We start from the raw sequence: 13,125 nt of genomic DNA on the forward strand, positions 1-13,125 counted from the left end.
TCTCCAAAAAATCGACTCTATGACGAAGATCTATATGCTAGATAAATCACTATATTTGTAAGCTATCTGTACGATTAGATTAAAAAACAGATATATGGCATCCAATAAAAATGAAGAACCACACCGATGATTTATATCACAGGGTGATCTCAGTCGGTTCTATTTTAATTTTAATGTTTTGAGGTGCTTAATGAAATCTGCTGGGCGAACACCGCACAGATTCGCAATATGCTGTTTTGATTTTGCGTGCTGTTTCGCCCTAATGGGGTGCATATCATCGCCGATCATGATATTGCGACAGCAGGGCTGCCACTCCTTGTTGCTCAATTGAAAGACATCCTTTGTATAGTGACCGTCAGGCATATCCAGACCAGCCCGCCGTCTACGATACAATAATTCAGCTCTTTTCATTTTCTCACTATCAACACTGTCACCGGATCTCTTCATATAGCCCTCGCCGATCTTTTGGTGGAAGATTATATCCGAAAACACTAGATATCAACCCCCACTAGAAAATATTTTCATCACCAGAATGGAATTATCAATAATCTCTAATATTTATTTTTACTTATATTTTTCAGGCTTGAAGTGGGGAGGGGCTGATAAAGCCATGCGGTGTTAACGCTGACAACCTAGCGCCCCCCCCCCAGAAGTGTCACTGGTTATTTTGCAACATTTCACAAACATATTGACAGGAGGTTTTTTTTCAGTTTCACGCAAAAAAACATTGCACAACTTCATTTTCCATGATAATTTAATGTTGTATTTTTTATCAAAAAAATACGCCATAGATGTCTTGTTTTTCACTTTCTTTATAAAGATTTCCTTCTTTTAACACCTTAAAACCTCACATCTTTAAATACCTGGCTCCCCTTCGCGCTGAAACGAAGTGAAAGCGCGGAATAGATATATATGTTTGAGAACAAAAAAAGATTTTATATTTAAATTTTTAAATAAAACAAATTGTTTCTAAATAGTTAAACTTGCAACTCTTTTGTTACTTTTTTCGCCACCCAAGTGAGGTTAGCTGCATCTAGCCATCATAGTGTCAGTATCGTGCTGTCATTGCCCTTTCCCACCCAACAAGAAAGCCACTCCAACGGCTATCCCACTACCGGCCTGTACCTCCATTTGTTCATGCAACCCATCTTTACTCGATATGATGAGCATGCGCCGACAGCCTGACCTTGCAGCTGTTTTACGGTATCATGCGAGCCATGTTTCATCAGAGAGCAAGATACCGCCATGCCATTTTTGGATTGGGTAAATAAAAATCAGGCCAGGGCAAGCAGCACCCAAGTGCCGTACCACCTGCTGCAAAAAGAAGCCGAATATGGTGCCCCATCAGAGAATATGGTGATCCAGGGCGATAACTTGCTGGCACTTCGCGCTTTGATGCCTCTCTACGCCGGACGCGTCAAGTGCATCTTTATCGACCCACCCTACAATACTCAATCAGCCTTTGAACACTATGATGACAAGCTGGAACATAGCCAGTGGCTCTCTATGATGTATCCACGTCTGGTACTATTACGGGACCTGCTAGCCGAGGATGGCAGTATCTGGGTTACGCTAGATGATAACGAAGCCCATTACATGAAAGTTATGATGGATGAGATTTTTGGACGGAATAACTTCATTGCAAATGTGATTTGGCGAAAAAACTACTCACCCAAGTCTACAGCGAAGCATTTTTCGGTTGACCATGATCATATTTTTGTATTTGCCAAAAATGCAAATCTCTGGTCTCTTAATCCAATGCCAAGAACTGATAAGCAAGATAAAGCATATAAAAACCCGGACAATGATCCTCGTGGTAAATGGAAGGCTAGTGACCTATCTGCTCGCAATTTCTATAGCCAAGGTACGTATCCAATCACTTGCCCTAATGGACGTATAATTCCAGGCCCACCATCAGGTCGTTATTGGACTATATCAGAAGAAAAACTTAAGTCTTTTGATGAAGACAACAGAATCTGGTGGGGTAAAGATGGGGGCAATGCGCCATCTCTTAAACGCTTTTTGACCGATGTCAAGCAGGGGGTCGTACCTCAGACTTATTGGTCTTATGAAGAGGCAGGGCATACCCAAGATGCTAAAAAGGAAATTGTAAAGCTTTTCGATAATGATGTTTTTGGAACACCGAAGCCCGAAAAGTTGATGGAGCGTATATTACATGTTGCGACTTCAGCAAGAGATCTCGTTTTAGACTCATTTTTAGGCTCGGGAACTACCGCTGCTGTTGCCCACAAAATGGGCCGCCGCTATATCGGTATCGAAATGGGCGAACATGCCAAGACCCACTGTATTCCACGCCTGCAAAAGGTGATTGAAGGCGAACAAGGTGGGATATCCCAAAGCGTTGAGTGGCAAGGTGGCGGTGGCTTTGGTTTCTATACTCTGCATCCCGAGCCGGTGTTTCAAGCCAATGGCCAAATTCGTCCTGACATCAAATTTGAACCGCTGGCGGCCTATATCTGGCATATGGAAACTGGCGTGGGCAGCAGCCAGACAATGGACTCACCATTGCTTGGCGTGTACAACGGCATCGCTTACTACCTCCTCTACAACGGCATTTTGGGTGACCGTCGTCCACAAGGAGGGAATGTGCTCACTCGCCCCATACTGGCCTGGCTGCAAGCTGAGTACCCCCATGATGGCCCTAAAGTGATTTATGGCGAGTCGATCCGGATCGGTGAGGAGCGCCTGGCTCAAGCCAATGTGACCTTCAAACAGATCCCCTATGATGTCATCTTGCGCTAACGAGGTATCCCGTGACTTTTTCGCTTAAGCATTATCAAGAACGCGCTCTCAACTCCTTACGTCATTTCTTTGGCCAACTGGCAAATCAGGCTGACCTGCACAAGGTGTGGCGAGAGCAGCCCTTCCAGCAGGAGTTTATCGCTCGAGGTGAACCGACATTGCCCTATCAGGACAAGGCATTTGGGGATGTGCCTTGTGTCTGCCTGCGGTTGCCAACTGGGGGCGGCAAGACCCTGCTGGCTGCCCATGTCATTGGCGACGTGTCACGTCATTACACCTTTAATGAAGCGCCCGTAGCCCTCTGGCTCGTGCCCTCTGATGCTATTCGTGAGCAGACCCTCAAGGCCCTGATGAACAAGCAGCATCCCTACCGCCAGTCACTTGACCAGCGTTTTAACGATAAGGTTCGAGTCTGCACATTAGAGAGCCTTGCCACTGTCGGGCCTCATGAGGTTGGCACCAATGCGATCATTGTGGTGGCAACTATTCAGGCGTTTCGTGTGGCCGATACAACACAACGCAACGTCTACTCCTTTGACGAATCACTGATACACCATTTTACCGACGTCACAAGCACGCTGATGCCAGGGCTAGAAGTGGTCACGGAAGCAGATTTGGTCGCTCAGCCTTTTCTCACTACGGCAGATCTTGGCCGCGTCAAAGCCTCGTTGGCAAACTGGCTGCACTTGCACAAACCAGTGATCATCGTTGACGAGGCTCACAATAGCCGTACTCAGAACAGTTTTGAAACGCTGAAGCGCTTTAACCCCAGCGCCATCGTTGAGTTGACCGCGACTCCGGTTAAAGGCTCAAACGTGCTCTATCACGTTAGTGCTCAAGAGCTCAAAAATGAGGAGATGATCAAACTCCCGATCATGCTGGTCGAACATGTGACTGGTTGGCAGGATGCTGCCCGTGATGCCATCTTGAGGCAACGTCAGCTGGAAACCCTTGCCCAGAAGGAGCCGGAATATCTCCGTCCTATCGTGTTATTCCAAGCAGAACCAAAGGGTAAAAGTGTAACGGTCGAAGTATTGGCCCAACATTTAGAGACAGTAGAGAAGATCCCCAAAGAGCAGATCGCTATTGCAACCGGCACACAGAAAGAGCTGGATGGTGTGAACCTGTTTGATCCCGAGTGCCCGGTGCGTTACGTCATTACGGTTGAAGCCCTCAAAGAGGGTTGGGACTGCTCCTTCGCTTATATCCTGTGCAGTATGCAAGAGTCGCGCAGCGCTAAAGATGTAGAGCAGTTGCTCGGGCGAGTATTGCGGATGCCATATGCCAAAGCTCGCAAGCACCCCGAACTCAATCAGGCCTATGCACACATCACTGCACGCAGCTTTGGTGAGGCGCTGCACAGCATCCAGGATAATCTGGTCAATAACATGGGCTTTGATCCGATGGATGCCGCTTTGGCACTCCAGTCACAGCCAGCGGGGAACAACAACCTTTTCAACGATGAAAGCGATGGCACTGGTGGGGCAGCCCCCAGCCAGCCGTCCATGAGTGTGCCGTTGCCAGTGATGCCACAAACTCCCGTACCGGCAGAGCTACAGGACAAGATCGAAATTCGCCCTACTCAAAGCGGATCGACTGTATTGATCCATGGGGAGATGACGCAAGAGGTTGAGGATTTCATTCTAACTGGTGTGCCCAAAAAGCATCAGGCGATGGTGCAGCAGCGAATGGAGCAGGAAAAGGCCCGCCATGACGCCCAGACCAGCCCAAGTGCTCGAGGTGTTTTATTCCGTCAACTGCCGCTACTTTGCTGGCGTGATAACGGTTTTGCTTCCCTTGCTGATGCCGAGTTGTTTGAAGAGTTCAGTAACTTTAATTTGCTGAATGAAGCGATCGAACTGCCTTATTTTGCGGTTAATGAGCAGGCAAAATCCTGGGCATTGGATATGGAGCGTGGTCGGCTGTCATCAAGCTTTGTTTCGGCCACACAAATGAATCTAAACGGCATCCAGTCAGCCAATACGGAACAGGACTTGATTGGATGGCTTGATAGCCAGTTGCGTCAACCCAACGTGTTCCAGCGCGATATGCAGGCCTATTTGACCCAGATGCTTGCCTACCTCACCCATACCCGCAAAATCACGCTGACAGCGTTAATACGTGGGAAATTTCAACTCGCCGATGCGTTGCAACGAGACATTCTTGCTCGCCGCAAGCGAGCTGGTGAAAAAGGCTTTCAGCAAGAGTTGTGCAACATGGAAGCGGCCAAAGTTGACGATGGCATGGAGTTCTTTTTTAACTTCAAGCCGCAGTACTATGCTGGGCGCCCACCTTACTACAAGGGCACATACCGCTTCCAAAAGCACTATTACGGTAGTGCTCTAATACATGACCTACGGGAAAAAACCTCTGCTGGTAAATGGGCTGAAGAGTTTTTGTGTGCACGTGCAATCGATGAGCATCCCAAGATAAAACATTGGGTTCGCAACGTAGAGAAAGAACCTCGACTCTCTTTCAAACTTCCTGTGGCAGGTGGCTATTTCTATCCTGATTTTGTGTGTGAATTGACGGATGGTCGTTTGCTAGTTGTCGAATACAAGGGTCAACACCTGCAAGATAACGCGGATAGTCGGGAGAAAGCAGCAGTTGGAGCACAATGGGAGAAAACCAGTGGTGGCCAATGCCTTTTCTTGATGGCAACAGCAGACAATAATGGGGCTAATGTATCAAGCCAAATTAACTTGAAAATCGATGCTAGATAGACAATTTTGGCCTCGTAAAAAATCGAGACGTAATACCAAATATAAGGAAGGTGCAACCGACTAGTTCGCACCTTCCCTTACCCACGAAGACATTATTTTGAAAGAATTACTTGTTCGTGGCGGTTACGCAATTGGATTTATAGGCTCCACACATACCCAGGGCGGGAGCACACTTTGTTAAATTTAATAACAAACACACAAATCGAACAGATATCGACCACTTATGGTTCTCTTTTACATTAACGCAATTAGTCAGCAGTTTGATTTTTGAGCATTAATGTTGTCTAGATTGTTCGATATTTATTCTTTCGATAATTTTTAACAAAGTGTGCTCCCGCCCTGACACATACCGATTTCACTTATTTTTTAACATATATTGGTTAACTTTTTTTTGAAAATTTACTCCCCATACAGCATCCCTCTCACGCTCATTATCGGTTATTTTTCCACCTGGCAGGCCGAATATAATTTTCAGACATCCATACCACCTTCTCAGAGTCATATACAGCTCAATTTCCTCAGATTCAGAATACGCAGAAACTCCATCGTTCTCATATGAATTTTCCATTTTCTGGTTAACCCAGTCGATAACAGGATCTAATATTTCTTCTAACCTGCCAGCATCCTTACACCGGTCTAACCATGCATAAATTTCGCCAGTGTTATTAGGGAGTTCCAGGGCATGCCCCGTCTGATACGTTCCGCTGATAATGCCAGTAAACTCACCATATCGACAGCCAGTGATATAATCCATATGTGAACCATACAATGTAAACGTAGATTTGGAATATCTAATTACTGGCCTGCCACCATAAATCCCTCGACTCGCATTTTTTGCAAATGCATTCCGTATTAGACCCAGCTGCTTGTCAGCCCATAATCTGAAATCAACAACCTCATTTTCACTCAAACTGTCAATTCGACTAAAATCAGAATTTATATCTACTGTGGCCACAACTATGCTAGATATAGACCTCTCCCCTCCAACATCATTTTTTTAGATATACTTTTTGAAAAAATCACTTTTATACTATCACCACACTGTCTCAATTTTGCCGTTGTCATGATAAACCTTTGTTGTTGTAATTATAACAGTTAATATCATTTATAATTATGATAGCTCAATGAGAAATTTTCACAAGAAAAAACATACATTTCTCTTGTATAATATAAATTTTATTATTGTCATCTTATCTTAATATTTTCATCTAACATGACATGCTCTAGATTATTTGGATTGAGTCGCCATTGCAATCCACGCTCTAAATCTTTTTTTATTTCAAGATAATCTCTAGACTCTATCAGGTTATGGTCAACCGTCTTTTTATTATTATCAATCAGTGATACTGATTGCCACTCATTATCGATTGGTTGTTGATCCCCCTCAACAATACATAGCTGCATCATAGGAGAACAACCAAAGATCGCATGAATTATCTTCTTTATCATTTCAATAAATGATTCTACTATAGCTGACATAATCGATGTATATTCAAGAGTCCCGCCGACTGCAACATTAACAAACTCTTTTTGACTTATAAAAAATCGATATGGTATACACACTCGATATTTATCTCCATTCGCATATACAGATAAGTCATGATGGTAGATCCCTTGTTTTTTAAGACCACGAACACACTGAACTCCTCGCGGTGTAATCATCATTGAAACAGAAATATCTAACTGTTTAGCTCCTCCTATCCCGAGGGCAATGTTATCTATTGATGTATAACTAATACCATATCGTTCGATAAGTCTGTTAAAACTGAATTTAGTTTTTTGTATAGCTGAGCCAGAATGCCAAACATTCCCATCTCGAGAAAATTTTATACCATCGGGGATTCCTGATTCATCTACTGTAGCCTGGACATATACCCCGCATCTAGCCAGTTTGACAACTAAATCAGTCATCGTTTTAGGTTTATTGTATAAAATCGTACTATTAAGCTTCCCTCTGATATAAGAAATATCATCGTTAGAATCATGCACCCTTAATAATGGAGTAACGCTGTCAAGTCCTAGTGCAACATTATCACGCTCTGGGACATAACTGATTTTCTCATGGGTCTGTAATGCCCGCCACGTAAACCTAGTTTTTTTTATACTACTGCCACTTAACCACTTATTACCATCAACTGAGTAGCGAATTCCATTGGGTAACCCATTCAGATCTTTGCATATCTGTGTAGCTACCCCAACATTCCTAAGCCTCATGACAAAATCAGACATTGTTGAAGGTTTACTTGTCTTATATATAATCTTTAGCTTTCTTCGAATTGTTTCAGCATGATCCTCAAATTTGTTTTTTTGGCTGATTCTCAACAGCACCGGTTCTGTTTTAGAATCCTTGTTGAAACTTTTATCAGCATCTATATTGATACTTAGGCCAAATTCTCGCTCTATAATTCGAGCCGCCCTCATTGCCATATGATAATCATTATGTTGGTTAATGCTGCGACCGTTAGATAAAATGCTGGATGAAACAATATGCATATGTTGGCATTGAGAATCGTTATGGATGGCACCACACCAGACTACAGAGCAATCGTATCCTAGTTGTCGTAAAAGAATCTCTCCAGCATTCTGCCACTGCTGATCTGATAGAGTCTCCTGTGGAGCCAAACTAATAATATAGTGACAACAATGTGACTCATTTTTACCCCTGCATTGAGCCGAGCGTTCTAGAAACTCAGACTCTAATAAATCTATATTAACATTCACCACATCCCCAGTAATTACATATGGATCACGTTGAAATGTAGACCCGCTGATGAATCTGACATTTAACTTCCCCTGCTCATCATGCAGTTTATGCTCATGACTATCACCACGAAATACATAGTTCAGCCTAGCCCTAAAGGATTTTGTCTTTTTTTTAATTTTTGTTATCGTCATCAACTGCCAAGCCTCATAGTATTATTATTTTATCTTTTCTATCATTTGGTTGATCAGTTGCTGAGTAGATGACAAGGTAATGATTAGCTGTGAGTAATCCTTACCAATACTACTATTTATCAAAAATCCATTTATGTTTTTTCCTAGTCGCTTTAATTCATACAATGCTTGGTCATCAATTTCACTAGGATTCTTAACTATGAAGCGACCATCATTAAGAAATCCGACAATCATTTTCCGCATACAAGAGGAAAGATTAACTCTCTCATTACGCCCCTTAAATGCATTATAAAAATGCTTAAACTGTTTTTCAGTTAGACCTATTTTAATAAAATGAGTCACTTTCTCATCTTGTTTTTTTGGTGGACGACCACCGCGACAGCTTGGTTTTTTTCTCGTATCTTTACTTTCATTCATGGTAGCACCGTTGTTGTTATTGTTTTTATGCTGGAGTAACACTGCATTATCTGAAGAGAATTTTGACCGCGCAGAACCCATTGGGTTTGAGCACGCACATCCCCCATTAGCGCAGAACCCGCAGGGTTTGAGCTATGTGGGGCGGGCTTATTTGACCATGAAAACTCACGAAGTGATGTTTTGATGGTCAAATAATATAGCTCGCGTGTTCCTTTTCTCATTCCATAATATTAAGCAACATCAGGTAAAACAATCAATATTTAAAATAGAAAACATTGCTTTTCATGGCATATGGAAGTGTGATAATCAATTGCCACATTAAGCAATCCCTCTGGCAATGATTCAATGCACTACATATCGCATATAGATTACGATAGTCGATTTAGTAACATACTTGATTACTAACTCTGATTTGCAAGCACAAAAGCAACCTCCTGCCGATTAAAAATAAAGAAACCCTTTACATACGTCTAGTATGTAATTGTAGTGGTCAACTAAATCCGGACACTTGGTGAGGCCGTTCTTCGGCTTTTGCTGGCGGTATCCCGTCATTGTGGCAATGTGGGCGCCGCCAGTTGTAGTCATCCATCAGGTAATAACTGATATCTCGTTTCGCCTCTCGCAAGCTCATATATCCCATAGCCGGGAGCGACTCTGACTTCAGGCTTCTGAACAATCGCTCCATCGGGGCGTTGACGCTCCTATGTCAACAGGCTCGCGCTGAGTCAGCTAAATCGGCCAAGATCAAAGGGTAGAGTTCCCTGACGATATAGCGTTTCAAACAACGCTGGATCTCTTTCGAAGATAAGCCTTGGGCGCTACGTCGTGCGACGTAAGATTGGGTTTGTGGATCTCCCCGCATCCGGACCATTGCAATCGTCCATAACGCATTATTTGCTGCACGGTTACCACCTCGGTTTAAGCGATGTCGTACGGTCTTTCCCGAGGATGCGGGTAAAGGGTTAACCCCGGCGTTGTTTCCCAAATCGATAACGCCTGAATGGAACTTACTGAGGGCGCGGTGATCTGATCACCACCATCCTCTTCAAGTCTGCATCATGGGCAAGTCGCTTCACCCCATCACCAACTGGCCTCAATACAACAAGTCTTTGATTAACCGTGGTTCACTCACCTTCTGGGTTGATGCCGAGGCCATGAGCAACTGGTTTCACCACGACCATCATGGGCGGCGGGGCCGCAGCCTGCTTTACACTGACCAGAGCATCTGTACCTTTCTGATGCTCAAAGGGATTTTCAACCTCTCCCTGCGGGCGACACAGGGCCTGCTCGACTCGCTGTTTGAGCTGATGAATGTGCCGCTGTGTGCCCCCGACTACATAGATGGTCGCCCCGGTTTGCCCAGCCCTCAATCGATGAAAATGAGTCAGGTGTAGATTGCAGCCATAGATCCGGATTTCGATCGAGGCTACCGCCTCTATCCCTGATGGAATTCGCTGATGGGGACCTCTATCAGCTGTTCGCTCTTACAAAGCCCTGTAGTCCACGGGTTTTCCCCATCACGGTCTGACCTGTCTCGCCATCACGTCATGATTGCCTGTGCAATCGGTTGTTCTTATCGGTATCAGTTACTATTAGAGTCGCTACGCAGTTGGTGTCGCGGGACACTTATTGTTCAGGCTACCACGCCATAATTAGCTTCATATTCTCTTTCCTGAGCAAGCAATGCCCAGACTATGCGGGCATTCTTGTTGGCGAGCGCCACGGCGGCAACGTTATGATTGCGCCGCCCCATCACCCCGGCTAACCAACTGTTTGCGTGCTGCGCCTTGCGCTCCGCTACCCGGAGTACAGCCCGAGCGCCATGGATCAGCAGGGTGCGCAGATAGCTGTCGCCGCGTTTGCTGATCCCCAGCAATGTTTGCTTGCCACCGCTGGAATGTTGGCGTGGTACCAGTCCCAGCCACGCTGCCAACTGCCTGCCATTCTTAAAACTTTTTGCGTCTCCGACGGAGGCGATCAAGGCACTCGCGGTGATCGGGCCGATCCCCGGGATCTGCGCCAGCTTCTTTCTGGCGACGTTCTCACGATGCCAGCTCTGGAGTTGGACCTCCAGTTCCTGAACCTGCCGGTCGAGCGCCTTGAGATGCTCCCCCAGGCGCTCGAGCAATTGCCGAAACGTCCCTGGCAACCCGTTCTCGTACTCCTCTAGGATCTCGGGCAGATGCTTGCCAATGTGGGCAATGCCTTTAGGGATGATGATCCCGTGTTCTGCCAGCAGACCACGTAGCTGGTTGGCCTGTGCGGTCCTCGCCTTAACAAAGCCTTGTCGGGCGCGGTGCAGCGCCAGGACGGCTAACTGCTCACTACTCTTCATTGGCACAAACCGCATGTTCGGGCGGCTCACCGCTTCGCAGATCGCCTCAGCATCCGCCGCATCGTTCTTGTTGGTCTTCACGTAGGGTTTAACAAACTGCGGGGCCATCAGTTTAACGGTATGTCCTAGCCCTTGCAGTTTTCTGGCCCAATAGTGGGCGCTGCTACAGGCTTCCATGCCAACCAGACAGGGTGGCAGATTGGCAAAAAAGCTGATCAGTTGTGCCCGCTTGAGCTGCTTGTTAAACAGGCACTTGCCGTATTCGTTCACACCGTGTATCTGGAAAATCGCTTTCGCCAAATCGATCCCGATAGTTTTAACGTTCATGTTGATCGCTCCGCTCACATTGATGAATGTATCGTCCCACACGTTGGCACAGGTGCTGCCAGTTTAGGAGGGGCGACCATCCCATTAGCTGTGTCAGCAAGCGCGCACGCACAGTGAAGGTGGCCTATCGGCAGCCCCCCAAGGGGCGCATTACCGACCTAGTTATCGACTCGACGGGTCTGAAAGTGTTTGGTGAAGGCGAGTGGAAAGTCAGAAAACACGGCGCTGAGAAACGTCGAGTCTGGCGCAAGTTACATCTGGCAGTAGACCCGGTGAGCCACGATATCGTGGCGGCCAAGCTGTTTCACAAATAGCTAATGCATCGTTGGCATCATTCTTCTGGTGTCTTGCAAAGGCTTTGACATGCTGTGTGGGAATGAGCTCTACGTCATAGCCCATAGATATCAGTGTCCGTCCCCAGAAGTGAGATGTTGAGCAAGCTTCCATAGCAATCAGTGTTTGCGGTGGAAATTGGCGCAACGTGTGGAGCAGTTTCTGGCGAGATATTTTACGATTCCAGGCAACAGAACCATCAGCCATCCATACACACACCTGAAAAACAGACTTGGCAATATCGATTCCAACTACTTTGATCGTGTTCATGTGGTGCTCTCCCAAGTTGAATGCAGTCAGCCTAAGTATGAAACTGACCGCGCTGATTGGGGGCGTCCATCACATCACTACAGTTCTGCCTGTGGATGACTAACCTACCGTGAGCGGCATGGTCAGCAGAGAAGGTTATCAGCCTGTATCGCTTCGGTTGGCAAGTAGAGTTGTTATTAAATGAGTGGAAATCGCCCAACCGGCTCAAGGGGTTTGTAACTGGGGAGAAAGCCATAGCCGAGGGATTGGTGTGGACGAGCCTGCTGTCGCTGGTGATGAAAAGATGGGTCGCACAGAGTGTAATGATAGGGAAGCTATTGATGTTGAAAGCGTCAAAGAACAGTACGACATTGTGGTTACCGCTATTGAAAGCAGTGGCCCATAGGGCGCTGACAGAAATAAGGGAAAAACTAGAATGGGTAGCTGATTATTTGGCCAAATAACGCTTGCCGAACCAAGCAGAAAAACTCGATACAGCACAATACCTTGGAAAGTGTTTTAAAGGGGCTCAACGCTTAAGGTACTATACATGTTCAGTTATTACTTGATGGATTACTACAATTGGCGGTGCCCGCATCAATATATAAACATATAAATATAGTAGGTGTGCTCCATTATAGCACACCTACCTCCAAATTAAAGAACAAGATCACTTAACATAATATGTTGCTTTTAACTCTTTTAATGAATACATGTTGTATTCAAAGGATCTGAATCTGAACTAAGGTTAGCTTTACTACTACCACTAAGCATGCTGACAATATAATGAGTAGTTTGTGAAGTTGTAGTATTCTGAATAGTCCAGTACCAGTTTGTCCCCCCCCCACACTTGTTGTATAGCGGCCACCCGTAGGTATTACACATTTCGTAATTAGTCTGATCAATTGCGGTGGCAGATGTACTATTAATAAATAATGACTGCAATTCAAATGCAGTTGGTAAGCGACCTGGGGGTGTTAATCCTTTACAATATGCATCAGCATCATTCCAACCCATGCCCTTTACAGGGGGAGTAAAATCCCCAATAGATAGATATGTGACGGTCAGCTTTGCTTCTGCATT

8 protein-coding genes and 6 pseudogenes are annotated in these 13,125 nt (G+C 45.4%); 5 read left to right on the forward strand and 9 right to left on the reverse strand.

Annotation, left to right across the window (positions count from 1 at the left end; all coding sequences use genetic code 11):
* Window positions 1-159: 159 nt before the first annotated feature.
* Window positions 160-447, reverse strand: coding sequence for a hypothetical protein (locus tag BN1135_RS06625; RefSeq protein ID WP_139245264.1), 288 nt, complete (start codon window positions 445-447; stop codon window positions 160-162).
* 798 nt (window positions 448-1,245) lie between these two features.
* Between BN1135_RS06625 and BN1135_RS06630 the strand changes: the two genes are divergently transcribed.
* Complete coding sequence (locus BN1135_RS06630; RefSeq protein WP_042019797.1) at window positions 1,246-2,763, forward strand: site-specific DNA-methyltransferase; 1,518 nt, start codon at window positions 1,246-1,248, stop codon at window positions 2,761-2,763.
* An 11-nt stretch (window positions 2,764-2,774) separates the two neighbouring features.
* Window positions 2,775-5,486, forward strand: a complete 2,712-nt coding sequence (locus BN1135_RS06635; RefSeq protein ID WP_042019798.1) for a DEAD/DEAH box helicase — start codon at window positions 2,775-2,777, stop codon at window positions 5,484-5,486.
* A gap of 355 nt (window positions 5,487-5,841) precedes the next feature.
* Here the strand turns inward: BN1135_RS06635 and BN1135_RS06640 are convergent, their stop codons facing one another.
* From BN1135_RS06640 to BN1135_RS21440, 5 genes and pseudogenes are all read right to left on the reverse strand, one after another.
* Window positions 5,842-6,441, reverse strand: coding sequence for a hypothetical protein (locus tag BN1135_RS06640; protein ID WP_139245265.1), 600 nt, complete (start codon window positions 6,439-6,441; stop codon window positions 5,842-5,844).
* Window positions 6,442-6,671: 230 nt separating this feature from the next.
* Entirely contained in the window at window positions 6,672-8,381 is a 1,710-nt protein-coding gene (locus BN1135_RS22000; protein WP_139245266.1) for a relaxase/mobilization nuclease domain-containing protein, read from the reverse strand.
* 24 nt (window positions 8,382-8,405) lie between these two features.
* On the reverse strand, window positions 8,406-8,798 hold the full coding sequence (locus BN1135_RS22005; RefSeq protein WP_139245267.1) for a hypothetical protein: 393 nt from the start codon (window positions 8,796-8,798) through the stop codon (window positions 8,406-8,408).
* 490 nt (window positions 8,799-9,288) lie between these two features.
* A pseudogene (locus tag BN1135_RS21435) lies at window positions 9,289-9,492 on the reverse strand (integrase core domain-containing protein); the annotation flags it as partial.
* A 12-nt stretch (window positions 9,493-9,504) separates the two neighbouring features.
* A pseudogene (locus tag BN1135_RS21440) lies at window positions 9,505-9,771 on the reverse strand (transposase); the annotation flags it as partial.
* 85 nt (window positions 9,772-9,856) lie between these two features.
* Between BN1135_RS21440 and BN1135_RS06655 the strand changes: the two are divergent.
* Window positions 9,857-10,135: pseudogene (locus BN1135_RS06655) on the forward strand (IS5/IS1182 family transposase); the annotation flags it as partial.
* Between the two features lie 296 nt (window positions 10,136-10,431).
* Here the strand turns inward: BN1135_RS06655 and BN1135_RS06660 are convergent.
* The gene (locus tag BN1135_RS06660; RefSeq protein ID WP_042019804.1) at window positions 10,432-11,460 is read right to left on the reverse strand and encodes an IS110 family RNA-guided transposase; all 1,029 of its coding nucleotides are present in this window, start codon (window positions 11,458-11,460) and stop codon (window positions 10,432-10,434) included.
* 86 nt (window positions 11,461-11,546) lie between these two features.
* Between BN1135_RS06660 and BN1135_RS21445 the strand changes: the two are divergent.
* A pseudogene (locus BN1135_RS21445) lies at window positions 11,547-11,762 on the forward strand (transposase); the annotation flags it as partial.
* On the opposite strand, the pseudogene BN1135_RS21450 reads toward BN1135_RS21445, so the two are convergent.
* Window positions 11,754-12,063, reverse strand: a pseudogene (locus BN1135_RS21450) (IS110 family transposase); the annotation flags it as partial. The pseudogenes BN1135_RS21445 and BN1135_RS21450 sit on opposite strands and share 9 nt — an antisense overlap.
* A gap of 80 nt (window positions 12,064-12,143) precedes the next feature.
* Here BN1135_RS21450 and BN1135_RS21455 point away from each other — a divergent pair.
* Window positions 12,144-12,582 (forward strand): annotated as a pseudogene (locus BN1135_RS21455) (IS4 family transposase); the annotation flags it as partial.
* 162 nt (window positions 12,583-12,744) lie between these two features.
* Here the strand turns inward: BN1135_RS21455 and BN1135_RS22375 are convergent.
* Window positions 12,745-13,125: Lcl C-terminal domain-containing protein (locus tag BN1135_RS22375; RefSeq protein ID WP_223290102.1), on the reverse strand; the 381-nt coding region annotated here is incomplete at its 5' end.

It is taken from the genome of Aeromonas sobria (assembly GCF_000820145.1).
Taxonomy (GTDB): domain Bacteria; phylum Pseudomonadota; class Gammaproteobacteria; order Enterobacterales; family Aeromonadaceae; genus Aeromonas; species Aeromonas sobria.